Annotated in this window: 21 protein-coding genes and 1 tRNA gene; 14 read left to right on the top strand and 8 right to left on the bottom strand. The window is 74.7% G+C overall.

The features are described 5' to 3' along the window. Positions 1-116 (top strand): DsbA family protein (locus B1205_RS31830; protein ID WP_441338524.1); only part of this gene is annotated, 116 nt, incomplete at its 5' end. After that, positions 113-1,213, top strand: a complete 1,101-nt coding sequence (locus tag B1205_RS19210) for a hypothetical protein (protein WP_254910046.1) — start codon at positions 113-115, stop codon at positions 1,211-1,213. The genes B1205_RS31830 and B1205_RS19210, both read left to right, overlap by 4 nt. A 111-nt stretch (positions 1,214-1,324) precedes the next feature. Here B1205_RS19210 and B1205_RS19205 read toward each other — a convergent pair whose 3' ends face one another. From B1205_RS19205 to B1205_RS19190, 4 genes are read right to left on the bottom strand one after another with little or no spacing between them, the layout of a single operon-like run. After that, positions 1,325-2,092 (bottom strand): energy-coupling factor ABC transporter ATP-binding protein, encoded by a 768-nt coding sequence (locus B1205_RS19205; RefSeq protein WP_089156846.1) that lies wholly within the window; start codon positions 2,090-2,092, stop codon positions 1,325-1,327. Then, entirely contained in the window at positions 2,089-2,859 is a 771-nt protein-coding gene (cbiQ, locus tag B1205_RS19200) for a cobalt ECF transporter T component CbiQ (protein WP_089156845.1), read from the bottom strand. Before cbiQ ends, B1205_RS19205 begins: the two co-directional genes overlap by 4 nt. Positions 2,860-2,876: 17 nt before the next feature. Further along, positions 2,877-3,266 carry a PDGLE domain-containing protein gene (locus B1205_RS19195; RefSeq protein ID WP_089156844.1) on the bottom strand — a complete coding sequence of 130 codons (390 nt, stop codon included), beginning with the start codon at positions 3,264-3,266 and terminating at the stop codon, positions 2,877-2,879. Next, positions 3,263-3,982, bottom strand: coding sequence for an energy-coupling factor ABC transporter permease (locus B1205_RS19190; protein WP_089156843.1), 720 nt, complete (start codon positions 3,980-3,982; stop codon positions 3,263-3,265). The genes B1205_RS19195 and B1205_RS19190 overlap by 4 nt, the downstream gene beginning before the upstream one ends. 124 nt (positions 3,983-4,106) lie before the next feature. Between B1205_RS19190 and bcp the strand changes: the two genes are divergently transcribed. From bcp to B1205_RS19170, 4 genes are all read left to right on the top strand, one after another. Then, positions 4,107-4,577 carry a thioredoxin-dependent thiol peroxidase gene (bcp, locus tag B1205_RS19185; protein ID WP_089157091.1) on the top strand — a complete coding sequence of 157 codons (471 nt, stop codon included), beginning with the start codon at positions 4,107-4,109 and terminating at the stop codon, positions 4,575-4,577. Positions 4,578-4,608: 31 nt separating this feature from the next. Then, on the top strand, positions 4,609-5,136 hold the full coding sequence (locus B1205_RS19180; RefSeq protein WP_089156842.1) for an HNH endonuclease: 528 nt from the start codon (positions 4,609-4,611) through the stop codon (positions 5,134-5,136). A 13-nt stretch (positions 5,137-5,149) separates the two neighbouring features. Then, positions 5,150-5,232: transfer RNA gene (locus B1205_RS19175), tRNA-Leu, on the top strand. Positions 5,233-5,287: 55 nt separating this feature from the next. Continuing rightward, positions 5,288-5,824 carry a GNAT family N-acetyltransferase gene (locus B1205_RS19170; RefSeq protein ID WP_089156841.1) on the top strand — a complete coding sequence of 179 codons (537 nt, stop codon included), beginning with the start codon at positions 5,288-5,290 and terminating at the stop codon, positions 5,822-5,824. A 67-nt stretch (positions 5,825-5,891) separates the two neighbouring features. Here the strand turns inward: B1205_RS19170 and B1205_RS32770 are convergent, their stop codons facing one another. The 4 genes from B1205_RS32770 to rfbB form a co-directional block, all read right to left on the bottom strand. Beyond that, a complete protein-coding gene (locus B1205_RS32770) occupies positions 5,892-6,860 on the bottom strand; it encodes an expansin EXLX1 family cellulose-binding protein (protein WP_089156840.1) in 969 nt (322 codons plus the stop codon). 54 nt (positions 6,861-6,914) lie between these two features. Continuing rightward, positions 6,915-7,214: a hypothetical protein gene (locus B1205_RS19160; RefSeq protein ID WP_089156839.1), complete on the bottom strand. Its 300-nt coding sequence runs from the start codon at positions 7,212-7,214 to the stop codon at positions 6,915-6,917. A 103-nt stretch (positions 7,215-7,317) separates the two neighbouring features. Continuing rightward, positions 7,318-8,184 (bottom strand): dTDP-4-dehydrorhamnose reductase, encoded by an 867-nt coding sequence (gene rfbD, locus B1205_RS19155; RefSeq protein WP_089156838.1) that lies wholly within the window; start codon positions 8,182-8,184, stop codon positions 7,318-7,320. After that, positions 8,181-9,179, bottom strand: coding sequence for a dTDP-glucose 4,6-dehydratase (gene rfbB, locus B1205_RS19150; protein WP_089156837.1), 999 nt, complete (start codon positions 9,177-9,179; stop codon positions 8,181-8,183). Before rfbB ends, rfbD begins: the two co-directional genes overlap by 4 nt. 81 nt (positions 9,180-9,260) lie before the next feature. Here rfbB and rfbA point away from each other — a divergent pair, with 81 nt between their 5' ends. Genes rfbA through hutH form a run of 8 tightly spaced genes read left to right on the top strand, consistent with a single transcriptional unit; the run spans position 9,261 to position 18,568 of the window. After that, entirely contained in the window at positions 9,261-10,148 is an 888-nt protein-coding gene (gene rfbA, locus B1205_RS19145; RefSeq protein WP_089156836.1) for a glucose-1-phosphate thymidylyltransferase RfbA, read from the top strand. Further along, positions 10,145-10,753 (top strand): dTDP-4-dehydrorhamnose 3,5-epimerase, encoded by a 609-nt coding sequence (gene rfbC / locus B1205_RS19140; RefSeq protein WP_089156835.1) that lies wholly within the window; start codon positions 10,145-10,147, stop codon positions 10,751-10,753. Before rfbA ends, rfbC begins: the two co-directional genes overlap by 4 nt. A gap of 49 nt (positions 10,754-10,802) precedes the next feature. Beyond that, positions 10,803-11,639: a MurR/RpiR family transcriptional regulator gene (locus B1205_RS19135; protein ID WP_089156834.1), complete on the top strand. Its 837-nt coding sequence runs from the start codon at positions 10,803-10,805 to the stop codon at positions 11,637-11,639. Positions 11,640-11,651: 12 nt separating this feature from the next. Beyond that, on the top strand, positions 11,652-13,316 hold the full coding sequence (hutU, locus tag B1205_RS19130) for a urocanate hydratase (protein WP_089156833.1): 1,665 nt from the start codon (positions 11,652-11,654) through the stop codon (positions 13,314-13,316). Continuing rightward, positions 13,310-14,530, top strand: coding sequence for an allantoate amidohydrolase (locus B1205_RS19125; RefSeq protein ID WP_089156832.1), 1,221 nt, complete (start codon positions 13,310-13,312; stop codon positions 14,528-14,530). Before hutU ends, B1205_RS19125 begins: the two co-directional genes overlap by 7 nt. After that, entirely contained in the window at positions 14,527-15,873 is a 1,347-nt protein-coding gene (locus B1205_RS19120; RefSeq protein WP_089157090.1) for a formimidoylglutamate deiminase, read from the top strand. Before B1205_RS19125 ends, B1205_RS19120 begins: the two co-directional genes overlap by 4 nt. Then, entirely contained in the window at positions 15,870-17,033 is a 1,164-nt protein-coding gene (gene hutI, locus B1205_RS19115) for an imidazolonepropionase (protein ID WP_089156831.1), read from the top strand. Before B1205_RS19120 ends, hutI begins: the two co-directional genes overlap by 4 nt. Next, positions 17,030-18,568, top strand: a complete 1,539-nt coding sequence (gene hutH / locus B1205_RS19110) for a histidine ammonia-lyase (RefSeq protein WP_089156830.1) — start codon at positions 17,030-17,032, stop codon at positions 18,566-18,568. The genes hutI and hutH overlap by 4 nt, the downstream gene beginning before the upstream one ends. Positions 18,569-18,647 lie beyond the last annotated feature (79 nt).

Here is an 18,647-nt window from a genome sequence, read left to right as displayed (position 1 = left end):
GGGGGGGGAGCCGGGACGGCGTCACCGGCACCCCCACCATCAAGGTCAACGGCACCGTGCTCGAAGACCGGAGCCCGGACGGGATCAGGGCGGCCGTGGCGGCGGCCGGCAAGTGATCCCCGCTCCGCTGCGCCGGGCCGCGCTGGTGGTCGCCGCCGCGACGACCACGCTGCTCGCGATCGCCACACCGGCCGCCGCGCACGGCGCGGACGCGCCCGACGGCACCGACTACCGGACCGCGATCACCGGCGTCACCCCGGACCGGCCGGGACTGACCGCCCGGACCGTGGAGGCCGGCGCGCGGCTGGAGCTGACCAACCGCACCGGCGTCGACGTGACCGTGCTCGGCTACTCCGGCGAGCCGTACCTGCGGATCGGCCCCGGCGGGGTGTTCGAGAACAGCCGCTCCCCCGCCACCTGGCTCAACCGCACCATCACCGGGGACACCCGGCTGCCGGCCGAGGCCGACCCGGCCGCCGCGCCCACCTGGCGACGCGTCGACGACGGGCCCACCGCGCGCTGGCACGACCAGCGCACGCTCTGGCGGGAATCAGTCCCGCCCGCCGCCGTCGCCGCCGACCCCGGCCGGGAGCAGCGGGTCCGCGACTGGGTGGTGCCGCTGCGCGTCGGCGACGACCCCGTCGAGGTACGCGGCACGCTGGACTGGGTGCCGCCGCCCGACCCGTACCCGTGGTGGGTCGCCGCCACCCTCGGATTCCTGGTGATCGGCGCGGCCGGGCTGGTGCCCGCCGGCACGGCCGCCGGTGTCCGGGCGCTGCGCGCGGCGGGCGGGCTGCTGGCCGTGGGCGGCGCGGCCACCGTGGCGCTGACCGTCGGCCGGGCCGTCGACACCGGTGCCCCCGGCGCGGGCGGGCTGCTCGCCGAGCTGGTCACCGGGCAGGTCTGGACGCTGCTCACCGGCCTCGGCGCGCTCGCCGCCGGGGGGTACGCGCTGGCCCGCCGCCCCGCCGCCGATTTCGTGCTGGCGCTCGCCGGTGCCTGCGTCACGCTCTTCGCCGGCCTGTCGAACCTGGCCGTCCTGTCCCGCGCGGTCCCTCCCGCCGCCGGCCCCGCCCCCCTGACCCGCGTCCTGGTCACCGTCGCCCTGGCCACCGGCCTCGGCGCCGTAGCCGCCGGCCTCCTCCGCCTACACACCGCCACCCGCTCCACCCCCCACCCCACCTCCCACCCCCACCTCACCCACACCCCCTGACCTTCCCGCCCTCACGCCCTCCCGCCCGCGCCGCGGCGATCTTGCAGTTGCGGCCCCTCAGGTGCGGCTTATGCCCGTCTTGCCGGGGCGGAAAGTGCAAGATCGCCGGGGTCAGGGGTGGCGGAGGGGTGGGGTGAAGCCGTGGGGGAGTTCCAGGCGGTGGGCCGCCAGGATCTCGGGGTTGGACAGCAGGTCGGGGGTGGGGGCGTCGGCTGCTATTCGGCCGCCGTCCAGGATCACCGCGCGGGGGCACAGCTCGGCCGCGTACGGCAGGTCGTGGGTGACCATCAGCAGCGTCACCGGCAGGGTGCGCAGGATCTCGGCCAGCTCCCGCCGGGCCGCCGGGTCGAGGTTCGACGACGGCTCGTCCAGCACCAGGATCTCCGGGCGCATCGCCAGCACGGTCGCCACCGCCACCCGGCGACGCTGCCCGAACGACAGGTGGTGCGGGGCCCGGTCGCGGTGCTCGGCCATCCCCACCGCCGCCAGCGCCTCGTCCACCCGTTCCGCCAACTCCGCCCCACGCAGCCCCAGGTTGGCCGGGCCGAACGCGACATCCTCCGCCACCGTGGGCAGGAAGAGCTGGTCGTCCGGGTCCTGGAAGACGATGCCGACCCGGCGCCGCACCTCGGCCAGCGTGTCCCGGTCGCGGGTGACCGTCAGGCCGCCGACGGCCACCGTCCCCTCGGTCGGGGTGAGGATGCCGTTGAGGTGCAGCACCAGCGTCGTCTTGCCGGCGCCATTCGGCCCGAGCAGCGCCACCCGGTCGCCGCGCGGGACGGTCAGGTCCACCCCGTGCAGGGCCACGAGACCGTCCGGGTACGCGTACCGGACGCCACGGACGTCCAGGGAGGGCGGCTGCTGCACGTACCCGATCATTGCAGGACGAGCGCGGCGGCGGCGATGGAGGCCGCGATCACCGGGACCGTCGCAGCGACCGCCCACTGCCCGGCGGTGGCCGCGCCCGCCCCCTGCCACACCGCCGGCATCCGGCCGGTGTAGCCGCGCGAGACCATCGCCAGGTAGACCCGCTCGCCGCGCTCGAACGCGCGCAGGAACAGCGCGCCGACGCCGGCCGCGAAACCGCGCAACTGCCACAGGAACCGCGGGTCGTCGCCGCGCGACACCCGGGCCACCCGCATCCGCCGCGCCTCCCCGACCAACACCTCCAGGTAACGCAGCATGAACGTGGCGATCTGGGTGAGGATCTGCGGGCAGCGCAGCCGGTCCAGGCCGAGGATCAGGTCACGGGTCGTCGTGGTCGCCGCCAGCAGGAGCGACGCGAGTACGCCGAGCGTGCCCTTGGCCAGGATGTTGAACGCGCCGTGCAGCCCGTCGACGGAGAGGCTCAACCCGACCACCTCGACCCGCTCACCGGCGCCGAGGAACGGCAGCGCGAACGCGAACAGCACGAACGGCAGCTCGATCAGCGCCCGACCGAGCAGCCAACGCGGACCGACCCGGGCCAGCGCGGCCACGGCGGCGACCAGCAGCGCGTAGCCGCCGAACGCCCAGTACGCCTCGCGCGGGGTGGCGACCACCGCCACGGTGAACAGCACCATGGCGGTGATCTTCACCTCCGGCGGGAGGCGGTGCACCGGCGAGCCGGACTCGCGGTAGAGCACATGCCCGTGCCCGGCGCCCATTCGTCGTCTCCTCGGGCTCAGCGGTCGCCGGTGGGCGGGGGCGCGCCCGCCCCGGTCGCGGCGGCGCCGGTCGGGGTTCGGCGGCGGGCCAGCCAGAACAGGCCCGCGCCGAACGCGAAGGTGAGCAGCACGCCGAGCACACCGGACAGGCCGGTGGAGAGGAAGTCGTTGCCGATCCCGCGTACGCCGTAGTCGGCCAGCGGGCTGTCGGCCAACTCGTGGTCCTTGGCCTGCTGGGCCGGGCAGGTGCCGCCGGTGATCTCGTCGTCGGCGTTCACCGTGCAGCCCTTGAGCAGCGACGAGTCCAGCCCGTCCGGGTGCGACGACGCGTAGTTGCTGACCACGCCGGCCAGCAGCAGGGCGACCAGCAGGCCGCCGAGGAGGAACGGCCATCCACGCTTGCTCATCGGACACCTCCGGCGACCGGGACGGCGGGAGCCGGCACGGCCGGCTTGAGGGCGCGCAACGCGTACACCAGGTCGGGGCGGACCTTCGCGACGGTGACCACCGTGGTCGCGGTGATCAGGCCCTCACCGATGCCGATCAGCAGGTGGGCGACGGCCATGGTGCCGGCCAGCCCGCCGAGGTTGCCGCCGAGGTCGGTGGTGCCGCCCAGCCAGTACTGGAGCACGAAGCCCTGGGACGCCACCACCACGCTGACCAGCGCGGAGACGAACGCGGTCACCGCCAGCCCGGCCGGCGTGCGCGGCAGCACCCGCAGCAGCAGCGCGATCAGCAGGTACGCCGCGGCGGTGCCGAGGATCGCCATGTTGGTGATGTTGAGGCCGAGCATCGCCACGCCGCCGTCACCGAAGACCAGCGCCTGCACGACCAGCACCACGGCCACGCAGAGCGCGCCGACCCAGGGGCCGACGAGGAGCGCCGCGAGCGCGCCGCCGAGCAGGTGGCCGCTGACCCCGGCGGTGAAGATCGGGAAGTTGAGCATCTGGACGGCGAAGATGAACGCGGCCACCAGCCCGGCCATCGGCGCCAGCCGGTCGTCGAGGTCGGCCCGGCCGCGCAGCACGCAGAACGCGAGCGCGGCGAGGGCGAAGGCCGCGAAGATCGCGGCGACGGGACCGTCGATGATCCCGTTGGAGATGTGCATCGCCAGGGTTTCCACGGGGCGAGCCTATTTCCGAGGAGGTGTTGTTGCCAATCCCTGGCAACAAGCGATGGCAATGATCACCGTGGCGCCGCGCGTCGCCACCGACCACCCCCGGAGACACGGCGGTATCGTCACCGCCATGACCGACCGCCTGAACCCCGGCGACCCCGCCCCCGACTTCACCCTCCCCACCGACCAGGGCGGCACGCTGTCCCTCGCCGACCTGCGCGGCCGCAAGGTCATCCTGTACGCGTACCCGGCCGCCATGACGCCCGGCTGCACGAAGCAGGCATGCGACTTCCGCGACTCGCTCGCCTCGCTCCAGGTCGCCGGCTACGAGGTGGTCGGCGTCTCGCCGGACAAGCCGACGAAGTTGGCCAAGTTCCGCGAGCGGGACGCGATCACGTTTCCGCTGGTCGCCGACGAGGACAAGGCGGTCCTGACCGCGTACGGGGCGTACGGCGAGAAGCAGATGTACGGCCGCACCGTCACCGGCGTGATCCGCTCGACGTTCGTCATCGACGAGGCCGGCACGATCGAACGGGCGCTCTACAACGTCCGGGCCACCGGCCACGTCGCCAAGCTGCGCCGCGACCTCGGGCTCGACTGAACCTGTCGGCGGCCGCCGCTACGGTGAGCGCGTGACCCGTTACAAGTACTCGCCGGAGCGGCTGGCGGCAGCGGCGGCGCAGGCGCGCAGCGTCACCGACGTCATGCGGCTGCTCGGGGTGCGGGTCAGTGGGGGGTCGCACGCGCACATCAGCCGGCAGCTCAAACGCTTCGGCATCGACACCTCCCACTTCACGAGGATCCCACCCAACAAGGGCCAGCCCAGCCCGCGGCGCACCACCTCGTCGCAGCTCCTGCTGCGACTTCCGACCGGCGCGCGACGAACTCCCGGCACCCGGCTCAAGTGGGCACTGGGCGACATCGGGGTACCGGAGGAATGCGAGGAGTGCCGCTGCGGGCCGGCCTGGCGCGGCCGGCCGCTGACCCTGCACGTCGATCACATCAACGGTGACTTCCTCGACAACCGGCCACCCAACCTGCGGATCCTCTGTCCGAACTGCCACAGCCAGACCGAGACGTTCGCGGGCCGCAACAAGGGCGGTCAGCAAGGAGATTCCGCAGCGGACCGGACTGCACATGGTCCGGACCCGACGCCTTAGACTCAGCGAGCCAGCGGGAGTGGCGGAACGGCAGACGCGCAGGCCTTAGGTGCCTGTGTCCGAAAGGACGTGGGGGTTCGAGACCCCCCTCCCGCACCGATAGCGGTGTCAGCCGCATCACGAACACGGGTCACCGCCGAGTNCCCCCGCGCTGCGCGGCCGACTCGTCGACCTCTGGGTGGACGTGACCAACGCCGGCGGCGCGGTCGGCTTCGTCGCCCCGGTGACCGCCACCGAGGTGCGGCCGGTCGCCGCGTCGACCCTCGCCGGGGTGACCGACGGGCCGGACCGGCTGCTGGTCGGCTATCAGGGCGACCGGCTCGTCGCCGTCCTCGTCATCGCGGACAACCGGTTTCACCTGAAGGCGCACTGGCGGGTGCTCAAGCGCGTCATGGTGCACCCCGAAACCCAGGGCCGCGGTCACGGCGCGGCGCTGATGCGCGAGGCGGAGCGGATCGCCCGCGCGCTGGGCCTGGACGCGCTGCACGTGACCGTCCGCGACGGGCTGGGCCTGGACCGCTTCTACCGCCACCTCGGCTACCGCGAGATCGGCCGCCTCCCGGCCGCGCTGCGCCTCTCCCCCGCTGACACCCGGGACGAGATCCTCATGTGGCTGGACCTCGCCGCGCCCCGGGAGGCCGGACCCACCGTCGATCTTGGAGTTGTGACACCAGACAAAATCCACTGACCGGACATTCCGTGGAACCACAACTCCAAGATCGACGCGGCCGGGCGCGGGGCGGGCGCGGGGCGGGTCAGCCGCAGGGGGTGGGGGAGGCGGGCGGGGTGGCTGCCTCGGTCGAGGGTGCGGTGGACGGGGGCGGGGACGGGGACGGGGAGGCGGACGTGGGTGCGCTGGGGGACGGGCGGGGGGACGGGGAGCGGGAGAGCCCGGGCGAGTGGGTGGCGGTCGTCGTCGCACCGGCGCCGTACATCCGGGTCGTGCTGCGCTGCACCTGGCCGGGGAGCAACCGGACGCCGGTGGCGGTCGCGCGGTGGCCGTACACGTCGGTGACCCGGATGGAGTACGGGCCGGGGCCGGCGCCGGCGGGGATCAGCCAGTAGTTGTAGTCCTGCCGCTCCGCCGCCCGCCACGCGCCGTCGCGCCGGACCTCCACCGAGCGCAGCGGGTTGCCGTGGTCGCCGACCAGGACCGCGAACCAGTACTGCGAGGCGCCCTCCTTGAGGCGGAACGTGAGCGGGCCGGGCAGGGGCGGGTTCACCACGGCCCGGTAGCTGATTTTCACCACGCCCTGCACCGGGTCGGCGATGCGCGCGAACGCCTCGGCGGAGAGGTCGAGGTGGCCGGGCGCGCACTCGGGGCACTGGTCCATGACGAGCACCCGGACGGAGCCGCGTGGGCCGGTGACGTCGAGGAAGCCGCCGCAGGCGGCGCCGGCGGCGTACTCGCTCGGGCCGAGCGCGACGTAGAGACGGTTGGCGGGTGCGGCGGGCCGGGAGCAGTTCCCGCCCGCTCCCTTCGAGTCGTAGAAGGTGGCCTTGCCGGTGTGGGTGGTGCCGCCGACCGGTGGGGCGGCGCAGGCGGGGGCGGCGCCGCCGCGTACCGCGAGGGTCACGGCGACCACGGCGGCGAGGGTGGCCAGGCCGGCGGCGGCGGCGAACCGGCGGCGCGGGCCGGCCGGGGCCCGGCGGCGGCCGGTCGACGAGGCGGGATGCTCGCCGGTGCCGGTGGTCTGCGGGTGGGGCGCGCTGGCGTCGGTCACGTCGCCCGATGCTGCCGGACCGGGCCGCACGGGGACAAGCCGGCTAAGCGAAAGCTAAGGGCGGTGGGCGCGCCCGATCGCGACGAGCCCGGCCAGGTCGCCGGCGAGTTCGGGGCGCTGCCGTAGCTCGTCCTCCAGGCGGACACGCCACCGCCCGGCCTCCACCGGCAGCCGGGCGGGGCCGGCTCGACGGACCCGGTCCCGGGACTCGTCGAGCGCCGCGACGGTGGCGGGCCCGAACAGGGTGCCGAGTTCGGCGCGGAGCCAACCGAAGAGCCGCTCGTCGCCGAAGAGCGCGGCGCCGATCATCCGGGCGGTGTCCCATGCCACCCGCGGCTGGTGGATCACCTGCATGTCGGCTCCTCCGGTCGGTTTTGGGTCGCTTCGGCCATCATCGATCCTTCCCGGCCGGGCGGCAAGGCCCCCACGGCGGGACGAGCCGATCGGCCGGGTCGGGCTACCCGGGGTGGCCGGTGAGGGCCTCGGTCAGGTCGGTGTGCCAGTCCCCCGGCGGCGGCAGCTTCGCGGCGGCCCAGCGGCCGTGCGCCAGCACGCTGTAGCGGGGGCGGGGCGCGGGGCGCGGGAAGCGGTCGCTGGTGGTGGGGCGGACCCGGGCCGGATCCAGGCCGCGCAGGGCGAACACCGCGCGGGCGAGGCCGTACCAGGTCGTCTCGCCCGCGGCGGTGCCGTGGTAGATGCCCGGCGAGGCGTGGCCGGCCAGCGCCGCGTCGGCCAGCGCGACGAGCCGCTCGGCGAGCCGGTACGACCAGGTGGGCTGCCCCCGCTGGTCGTCGACCACGTCGATCCGGTCGCGTTCGGCGGCCAGCCGCAGCACGGTGGTGACGAAGTTGCGCCCGTGGGTGCCGTACAGCCAGGCGGTCCGCACCACGTATCCGTTCTCGGGCAGCAGCCGGCTGACCGCCCGCTCGCCGGCGAGCTTGCTCCGTCCGTACGCGTTGACCGGGCCGGTCGGCGCGTCCTCCGGGTACGGTCCGGTGGCGTCGCCGGGGAACACGTAGTCGGTGGAGACGTGGACCAGCCGGGCGCCGGTCGCGGCGCAGGCCCGGGCCAGGTGCGCGACGGCGTCCCCGTTGACCGCCGTGGCGTCCCGCTCCCGGGTCTGGGCACCGTCCACGTCGGTCCACGCCGCGGCGTTGAGCACCACGTCGTGCCCGGCGACCGCGTTCCGGACCGCCTCCGGGTCGGTGACGTCGAGGTCGGCGCGGGTGGCGGCGGTGACCGGCCGGTCGGGTCGGGTGCGCAGCACGGCCAGCAGGTCCCGGCCGAGCATCCCGCCGGCGCCGGTGACCAGCACCCGGCTCACCCGTGTGCCGCCTTCAGCGGCTCCCACCAGGCCCGGTTCTCCCGGTACCAGCGCACCGTGTCGGCCAGGCCGCGGTCGAGGGGGATGCTCGGGGCGTACCCCAGCTCGGTTTGGATCTTGGTGATGTCGAGCGCGTAGCGACGGTCGTGGCCCTTGCGGTCGGTGACCGGCACGACCCGGTCCCAGCCGGCGCCGCAGGCCGCCAGCAGCCGCCCGGTGAGGTCGCGGTTGGTCAGCTCGGTGCCGCCGCCGATGTGGTAGACCTCGCCGGCCCGCCCCTTCTCCTGCACCATCGCGATGCCCCGGCAGTGGTCGTGCACGTGCAGCCAGTCCCGGATGTTGCCGCCGTCGCCGTAGAGCGGCACGGTGCCGCCGTCGAGCAGGTTGGTGACGAAGAGCGGGACGACCTTCTCCGGGTATTGGTAGGGCCCGTAGTTGTTGGAGCAGCGGGTCACCACCACGTCCAGCCCGTGGGTGCGGTGGTAGGCCAGCGCCAGCAGGTCCGAGCCGGCCTTGGAGGCCGAGTACGGGGAGTTCGGCGCCAGCGGCCAGCTCTCCGTCCAGGCGCCCTCGTCGATCGAGCCGTACACCTCGTCGGTGGAGACGTGCACGAACCGGCGCGTCCCGTGGCGCAGCGCGGCGTCGAGCAGCGTCTGGGTGCCCAGCACGTTGGTGGTGACGAACGGCGCGGCGCCGGTGATGGAGCGGTCCACATGCGACTCGGCGGCGAAGTGGACGATCACGTCGTGGGCGGGCACGACCTCGTCGACCACCGCCGGGTCGCAGATGTCGCCCTGCACCAGACGCAGCCGGGGGTCGGCCCGTACCGGGGCGAGGTTGGCCAGGTTGCCGGAGTAGGTGAGTTTGTCTAGCACGGTCACCGCGGCCGGCGCGGTTTCCGGCACCCCGGCGGCGTCGCCGCCCGGCACGCCGAGGAGCATCCGCACGTACTCCGACCCGATGAAGCCGGCACCGCCGGTGACGAGAACCCTCACGAGCGGTGATCCTACGCGAATCCGCAGCCCGGACGGAGCGGCGGCAGGCCCGCAGAGCGACCGCGCGGGTACTCTCCGCACGTGCGCGGAATTCTGCTCGCCGGCGGCACCGGGTCGCGGCTCTGGCCGATCACCCGGGCCGTGTCCAAGCAGCTCATGCCGATCTTCGACAAGCCGATGGTCTACTACCCACTCTCCACTCTGGTGATGGCCGGGGTGCGCGAGATCCTGCTCATCACCACGCCGGACGACCGGGCCCAGTTCCAGCGGCTGCTCGGTGACGGCAGCCAGTGGGGGCTGCGGCTGGCGTACGCGGAGCAGGCCCGCCCGGAGGGCATCGCGCAGGCGTTCCTGCTCGGCGCGGACTTCATCGGCGACCAGTCGGTCGCGTTGATCCTCGGCGACAACATCTTCCACGGCGTCGGTCTCGGCCGGCAGTTGGCGCAGCACGGCGATCCGGCCGGCGCGCGGGTCTTCGCGTACCCGGTGGCGAACCCGGCGGAGTACGGCGTGGTCGAGTTCGACGCGGCCGGCCGGGTGCTGTCGATCGAGGAGAAGCCGACCCGTCCCCGGTCCCGGTACGCGATTCCCGGCCTCTACTTCTACGACAACCGGGTGGTCGGCATCGCCCGCAAGCTCAGTCCCAGCGCGCGGGGCGAGTTGGAGATCACGGCGGTGAACGAGACCTACCGGGAGTGGGGCGAGCTGTCCGTGACGGTGCTCGACCGGGGCACCGCGTGGCTGGACACCGGTACGTTCACCTCGATGATGCAGGCCGGCGAGTTCGTCCGGGTGATCGAGGAGCGTCAGGGCATGAAGATCGGCTGCATCGAGGAGGTCGCCTGGCGGTCGGGCCTCATCGACGACGAGCGGCTGCGGGTCCTGGCCCACCCGTTGACCCGCAGTGGTTACGGCGCCTACCTGCTCGGCCTGCTGGCCGGGCGGCCCGGCGTGGGGAGCGGGTCGTGAAGATCCGACCGCTGGGCATCGAGGGGGCCTGGGAGGTCACCCCGCAGCAGCACGGTGACCCGCGCGGCCTGTTCGTCGAGTGGTACCGGTTCGACCGGCTCGCCGAGGCGGTCGGGCATCCGCTGCGGTTGGCGCAGGGCAACCTCTCCGTCTCCGCGCACGGCGTGGTCCGGGGCATCCACTTCGTCGACGTGCCACCGGGCCAGGCGAAGTACGTGACCTGTGTGCGGGGGGCGGTGCTCGACGTGGTGGTGGACGTCCGCACCGGCTCGCCGACGTTCGGCCGCTGGGAGGCGGTACGCCTGGACGACACCGACCGGCGGGCCGTCTACGTCGCCGAGGGGCTGGGGCACGGCTTCTGCGCGCTGACCGGCGAGGCCACGCTCAGCTATCTCTGCTCCACCACGTACCGGCCGGCGGTCGAGCACGCCGTGCACCCGCTCGACCCGGCTCTCGGGATCGACTGGCCGGTCGAGACGCCGCTGCTCTCCACCCGGGACGCGGCCGCGCCGACGCTGGCGCAGGCGCACGGGTCGGGACTGCTTCCGGATTACGGGGCCTGCCGTGCCTTCGCCGCCGAGCTGGACACCCGTCCGGCGCTGTGACCGGGGCCGCCCCTTGCCTCGTGAAAGTTTTCATGCATAGAGTCGGCCCGTGAATGACGGTGCCGGCGGCGTGCTCGACCTCTTCCACGGCGTCCGGCTCACCCCGACCCAGCGCCGCATCGCCCACTGCCTGGTCCGGCACGCGGGCGCGGCGGCGTACCTGTCCGCGGCGGAGGTCGCCGAGCTGGCCGGCGTCAGCCAGCCGTCGGTGACCCGGTTCGCCATGGCGCTCGGGCACGACGGCTACCCCGCGCTGCGTCGCCGGCTGCGGGAGCTGACCGCCACCGGGGCCGCCCAGCCGGCCGACGCCGAAAACGCCCTGCAACGGGCCGTGCACGCCGAGATGGCCAACCTGGACCGGCTCGCCGGGCAACTCGCCGACGCCGGCCGGATCGCCGAGGTGGGCACGCTGCTCGCGGCCAGCCGTCCACTGCCGGTGCTCGGGCTGCGCGCCGCCGCGCCGCTGGCCGCGTACTTCGCGTACTTCGCCGCGAAGGTACGCCCGGACGTGCGGGTCCTGGACGACGGCGGCAGCCTGCTCGCCGACCGGCTCGACCAGGCGGTCGCGGCCGGCGCCACCGCGCTGCTCGCGTTCGTGCTCCCCCGCTATCCCCGGGAGACGCTGGACGCGCTGCGCGAGGCCCGCGATGCCGGGCTGAGGGTCGTGGCGATCACCGACTCCCCGGTCAGCCCGGCCACCGACCACGCCGACGTGGTGCTGCCCGCCGCCGTCGGCACCGACCTGGTCTTCGACCTGCACACCGCGCCGATGACCCTGGCCATGGTGGTGCTCCAGGCCATCTGCGACGCCGCACCGGCCGAGACCCAGGCCCGGCTCGAGGCGTTCGAGTCGTCCGCCGCCCGCCGCCAGTTGTTCCTCGGCTGAGAGGAGTACGAGATGCACCAGCCCGTCCGCGCCGCCCGCGGCACCGCCCGCACCGCGAAGGGGTGGCCGCAGGAGGCCGCCCTGCGGATGCTGATGAACAACCTCGACCCGGAGGTGGCCGAGCGCCCCGACGACCTGGTGGTCTACGGCGGCACCGGGAAGGCGGCCCGGGACTGGCCGTCGTACCACGCGCTGGTGCGGACGCTGACCGAGCTGCGCGACGACGAGACGATGCTGGTGCAGTCCGGCCGACCGGTCGGGGTGCTGCGCACGCACGAGTGGGCGCCCCGGGTGCTGCTGGCCAACTCCAACCTGGTCGGCGACTGGGCCACCTGGCCGGAGTTCCGCCGCCTCGAATCGCTGGGCCTGACCATGTACGGGCAGATGACCGCCGGTTCCTGGATCTACATCGGCACCCAGGGCATCCTCCAGGGCACCTACGAGACGTTCGCCGCGGTCGCCGCCAAACGCTTCGGCGGCACGCTCGCCGGCACGTTGACGCTCACCGCCGGGTGTGGCGGGATGGGCGGGGCGCAGCCGCTCGCGGTCACCATGAACGGCGGCGTCTGCCTGGTGGTGGACGTGGACCGCACCCGGCTGGACCGGCGGGTACGCGACCGCTACCTCGACGAGGTGGCCGACGACCTGGACGACGCGGTGACCCGGGCGCTCGCCGCGAAGCGGGACCGGCGGGCGCTGAGCGTCGGTGTGGTCGGCAACGCCGCCACCGTCTTCCCCGAGTTGCTGCGCCGGGGCGTCGCCGTCGACGTGGTCACCGACCAGACCAGCGCGCACGACCCGCTGTCGTACGTGCCGGAGGGGGTGGAGCCGGGCGACGCGCGCGACTTTGCGAAGGCGAAGCCGGCCGAGTTCACCGACCGGGCGCGGGCGTCGATGGCGAAGCACGTCGAGGCGATGGTCGGCTTCCTCGACGCGGGTGCGGAGGTCTTCGACTACGGCAACTCGATCCGGGGCGAGGCGAAGCTCGGCGGATACGAGCGGGCGTTCGACTTCCCCGGCTTCGTGCCGGCGTACATCCGGCCGTTGTTCTGCGAGGGCAAAGGGCCGTTCCGCTGGGCGGCGCTCTCCGGCGACCCGGCCGACATCGCCGCCACCGACCGGGCGATCCTCGACCTGTTCCCGGAGAACGAGTCCCTGGCCCGGTGGATGCGGATGGCCGGCGAGCGGGTCGCGTTCCAGGGCCTGCCGGCGCGGATCTGCTGGCTCGGCTACGGCGAGCGGGACTCCGCCGGGGTGCGGTTCAACGAGATGGTCGCCTCGGGCGAGCTGAGCGCGCCGGTGGTGATCGGTCGGGACCACCTGGACTGCGGCAGCGTCGCCAGCCCGTACCGGGAGACCGAGGCGATGGCCGACGGTTCCGACGCGGTCGCCGACTGGCCGCTGCTCAACGCGCTGGTCAACACCGCCAGCGGGGCGTCCTGGGTGTCCATCCACCACGGCGGCGGGGTCGGCATCGGCCGTTCCCTCCACGCCGGGCAGGTGTGCGTGGCCGACGGCAGCGCGCTGGCCGGGCAGAAGATCGAGCGGGTGCTGACCAACGATCCGGCGATGGGGGTGATCCGGCACGTCGACGCCGGCTACGACGACGCCCGCGCCACGGCCGCGCGCACCGCCCTCCACATCCCGACGGCGGAGCAAGGAGGGGCCCCTTGTTAACGCATTCGGTAGAGGAAGGGCCCCTTATTAACAGGTTCCGGAAGCTGTGGGCGGAGATCGCCGGCGTCGGGCGGGACAGCGGCAGCGGCGGCTACCTGCGGTATGCGCTCACCGAGGCGGAACGCACGCTGCGCGGGTGGTTCCGGGAGCAGGCCGACGCGCGGGGCATGCCGGTCCAGCAGGACGGCAACGGCAACCTGTTCGCCTGGTGGGGCGACCCGGACGCCGGGGAGGCGGTGCTCACCGGCAGCCACTTCGACTCGGTGCCGCACGGCGGGGCGTACGACGGGCCGCTCGGCATCGTCGGCGCGTTCCTCGCCGTGGACGAGCTGCGGGCCGCCGGTGTCGCCCCGGATCGGCCCATCGTGGTGGCGGCGTTCGTGGAGGAGGAGGGCGCGCGGTTCGGCGTACCCTGCCTGGGGTCGAGGCTGCTCACCGGCGAGATCGACGCCGACCGCGCGGCCGGGCTGCGCGACCGGGCCGGGGTGAGCTTCGCCGACGCGCTGGGCGCGCGGCCGGCGGGCGCCGACCCGACGCTGCTCGGCCGCTTCGCGGCCTTCGTGGAGCTGCACGTCGAGCAGGGCCGCGCGCTGGTCGACGCGGACGCGCCGGTCGCGGTCGCGTCGGCGATCTGGCCGCACGGCCGGTGGCGGTTCGACTTCACCGGCGAGGGCAACCACGCGGGTACGACCCGGATGGCCGACCGCCGAGACCCGATGCTCACCTACGCGTTCACCGTGCTCGCGGCGAACAAGGAGGCCCGGCTGCGCGACGCGCACGCCACCGTGGGCCGGGTGTCGGTCGAGCCGAACGCCACCAACGCGATCCCGTCGCGGGTCACCGGCTGGCTGGACGCGCGGGCGGCCGAGGCGGAGACGCTGCACGGCCTGGTCGAGGCGGTACGCGCCAAGGCCACCGAACGCGCCGGCCGGGACGGCACCGCGCTGACCTGCACGCCGGAGTCGGCGACCCCGCTCGTCGCGTTCGACGGCGGGCTGGCCGGGCGGCTGGTCACGCTGCTCGACGCGCCGGTGCTGCCCACCGGCGCCGGGCACGACGCCGGGGTGCTGGCGGCGCACCTGCCCACCGCGATGCTGTTCGTGCGGAACCCGACCGGGGTGTCGCACTCCCCGGCCGAGTCCGCCACCGACGCCGACTGCGCCGCCGGGGTGGCCGCCCTGGCCCGCGTGCTGGAGGAGCTGGCATGCCACTGACCCGCTGGCTGGCCGAGTACGCCTGGCTGCCCGATGACGCCGAACCCACCCCGGACGTGCTGATCGAGGCGACGGACGGGCGGTTCACCGCGGTCACGCCGCTGACCGGGGGCGGACCGCCGGCCGCCGGCGTCGAGGTGGACGCCGTCCGGCTGCCCGGGCTGACGCTGCCCGGCCTGGCCAACGCCCACTCGCACGCGTTCCACCGGGCGCTGCGCGGGCGCACCCACGACCGCCGGGGCGACTTCTGGTCCTGGCGGGACCTGATGTACACCGTGGCCGCCCGCCTCGACCCGGACTCCTACCTGGCGTTGGCCCGCGCCACGTACGCGGAGATGGCGCTCGCCGGGATCACCTGCGTGGGCGAGTTCCACTACCTGCACCACGGCCCGGACGGGACGCCGTACGACGATTCGAACGCGATGTCGGCGGCGCTGGTCGAGGCCGCCGCGCACGCCGGGATCCGGCTCACCCTGCTCGACGCCGCCTACCTGACCGCCACCGTCGACGGCGAACCGCTGGTCGGGCCGCAGCGGCGGTTCGGCGACGGGAACGCGCTGCGCTGGGCGGACCGGGTCGCCGCCTTCCGCCCGGAGGACGGCCACGTCCAGGTCGGCGCGGCCATCCACTCGGTCCGCGCGGTGCCGGCCGATCAGCTCGCCACCGTGGCCAACCTGGCCGAACGCGCCGGGGTGCCGCTGCATGTGCACGTCTCCGAGCAGCCGGCCGAGAACGACGCCTGCCGGGCCGTGCACGGTCGCACGCCGACCCGGCTGCTCGCCGACCACGGCGTGCTCGGCCCGCACACCACCGCCGTGCACGCCACCCACCCGACCGCCGCCGATGTGGCGCTGCTCGGCGACAGCCGTACCGGGGTCTGCCTCTGCCCGACCACGGAACGGGACCTGGCCGACGGGATCGGCCCGGCCCGGCGGCTGGCCGAGGCGGGCAGCCCACTCAGTCTCGGCAGCGACAGCCACGCCGTGGTGGACCTGTTCGAGGAGGCCCGCGCGGTGGAACTGGACGAGCGGCTGCGCACCCGACGCCGGGGGCACTTCGGCGCCGTCGAGCTGCTCGCCGCCGCGACCGTGACCGGCCACGCCGCGCTCGGCTGGGCCGACGCCGGCCGGCTCGCCGCAGGCTTCCGGGCCGACCTGGTGACGGTACGGCTGGACAGCGCCCGCACCGCCGGGGTGCCGCCGGTCGGGGTGTTCTTCGCGGCCACCGCCGCCGACGTGACGCAGGTGGTGGTGGACGGCCGGACCGTGGTGGCCGACGGCCGGCACCGCACGGTGGACGTCCCCACGGAGCTGCGGGACGCGATCGCCGAGGTGACCTCGTGAGCAGCCTGCTGGTGGACAACATCGGCGAGCTGGTCACCAACGACGGCCGGGGCGGCGACCCGCTGGGTGTCCGGCGCGACGCCGCGCTGCTGATCGAGGACGGGCAGGTCGCCTGGGTCGGGCCGGCCCGCTACGCGCCGGCCGCCGACCGGCGCCTCGACGTCGGCGGCGCGGCCGTGCTGCCCGGCTTCGTGGACAGCCACGCCCACCTGGTCTTCGCCGGGGACCGGGCCGCCGAGTTCGCCGCCCGGATGGCCGGCGAGCCCTACACCGGCGGCGGCATCCGCACCACCGTGGGCGCGACCCGCGCGGCCACCGACGACGACCTGCGCGCCACCGTGGGCCGGCTGCGCGCCGAGATGCTGCGGCAGGGCACCACCACGGTCGAGATCAAGAGCGGGTACGGCCTGAGCGTCACCGAGGAGGCCCGCTCGCTGCGGATCGCCGCCGAGTTCACCGGGGACACCACGTTCCTCGGCGCGCATGTGGTTCCCGCCGAGTACGCCGACCGTCCCGACGACTACGTCGGCCTGGTCTGCGGGCCGATGCTGGCCGCCGCCGCCCCGTACGCCCGCTGGATCGACGTGTTCTGCGAGCGCGGCGCGTTCGACGCCGACCACGCGCGGGCGATCCTCGCCTGCGGGCAGGCCGCCGGGCTGGGTGTGCGGCTGCACGCCAACCAGCTCGGCCCCGGGCCGGGCGTCCGGCTCGGGGTGGAACTCGGCGCGGCCAGCGTCGACCACTGCACCCACCTGACCGACGCCGACGTGGACGCGCTGGCCGGCGCGGAGACGGTCGCCACGCTGTTGCCGGGGGCCGAGTTCTCCACCCGCTCGCCCTACCCGGACACGCGTCGCCTGCTCGACGCCGGTGTCACCGTGGCGCTGGCCACCGACTGCAACCCCGGCTCGTCGTACACCACGTCGATGCCGTTCTGCGTCGCGCTCGCCGTACGCGAGATGCGGATGACCCCGGCGGAGGCGGTGTGGGCCGCGACCGCGGGCGGGGCGGCGGCGCTGCGCCGCACCGACGTCGGCCGGCTGACCCCGGGGGCGCGGGCCGACCTGGTCGTCCTCGACGCACCGACCCACCTGCACCTGGCCTACCGGCCGGGGGTGCCACTGATCCGCCAGGTTCTGCACAACGGAGTGCCACGATGACCACCGTCACCATCCTGCCCACCGGGGTCTCCCCCGCCGACGTGCTCGCGGTCGCCCGCGGCACCGCCCCGGTCGTGCTCGACCCGGCCACCGTCGAGGCGATGGCGACCAGCCGGTCCATCGTGGACGGCATCGAGGCCGCCGGCCGACCGGTCTACGGCGTCTCCACCGGGTTCGGGGCGCTGGCCAACACGTTCGTCGCCCCGCAGCGGCGGGCCGAGTTGCAGCACGCGCTGATCCGCTCGCACGCGGCCGGCGTGGGCGCGCCGATGCCCCGCGAGGTGGTGCGGGCCATGATGCTGCTGCGGGTACGCTCGCTGGCGCTCGGCCACTCCGGTGTGCGTCCGCTGGTCGCCGAGGCGCTGGTGGACCTGCTCAACCACGACGTCACCCCGTGGGTGCCGGAGCACGGCTCGCTGGGCGCCTCGGGTGACCTGGCGCCGCTGGCGCACTGCGCGCTGGTGCTGCTCGGCGAGGGCTGGGTGCTCGGCCCGGCCGGGGAACGCCTCGACGCCGCCGACGCGCTGCGCCGGGCCGGGCTGACCCCGGTCGGGCTGGCCGCCAAGGAGGGGCTGGCGCTGATCAACGGCACCGACGGCATGCTCGGCATGCTGCTGCTGGCGATCCGGGACGCCCGCCACCTGTTCGCCATGGCCGACGTGACGGCCGCGCTGGCGATCGAGGCGATGCTCGGCTCGGAGCGGCCGTTCCGGCCCGAGCTGCACGCCATCCGCCCGCACCCCGGTCAGGCCGCCTCGGCGGCGAACATCCACCGGCTGTTGCAGGGCTCGGCGGTGATGGACTCGCACCGCGACGACCTGGCGCACGCGGTGCAGGACGCGTACTCAATGCGGTGCGCGCCGCAGGTGGCCGGCGCGGCCCGGGACACGCTCGACTTCGTCGACGTGGTCGCCGGCCGGGAGCTGCGGTCCGTGGTGGACAACCCGGTGGTGCTGCCGGACGGGCGGGTCGAGTCGACCGGCAACTTCCACGGCGCGCCGCTCGGCTTCGCCGCCGACTACCTGGCCATCGCCGCCGCCGAGGTGGGCGCGATCGCCGAACGGCGGGTGGACCGGCTGCTCGACGTGGCCCGCAACCGGGACCTGCCGGCGTTCCTCTCCCCCGACGCCGGGGTCAACTCCGGGCTGATGATCGCCCAGTACACCGCCGCCGGCATCGTCGCGGAGAACCGCCGGCTGGCCGCGCCCGCCTCGGTCGACTCGCTGCCCACCAGCGGCATGCAGGAGGACCACGTCTCGATGGGCTGGGCGGCCACCAAGAAGCTGCGCACGGTACTGGACAACCTGACCAGCCTGCTCGCGGTGGAGCTGCTGGCGGCCGTACGCGGGCTTCAGCTCCGGGCGCCGCTGACGCCGTCCCCGGCGGGCCGGGCGGCGCTGGCCGCGCTGGGCGGCGCGGCCGGCGAGCCGGGACCGGACGTGTTCCTCGCGCCGCTGATGGAGGCGGCCCGCGAGGTGGTACGCGGGCCGGAACTGCGGGCCGCGATCGAACGGGAGATCGGCCCGCTGGGCTGAACCGCCACACCGTCCGGCCGCCACCCGAGGCGGCCGGACGGTCGCACGGTCTTCCGGTCTTCCGCCGGCCGCAGGCGGT

The organism is Micromonospora sp. NBS 11-29 (genome assembly GCF_002140155.1).
Classification (GTDB): domain Bacteria; phylum Actinomycetota; class Actinomycetes; order Mycobacteriales; family Micromonosporaceae; genus Micromonospora.
The sequence above is the reverse complement of the archived record's forward strand: the minus strand, read 5'-3'. Positions and strand labels throughout refer to the sequence as shown.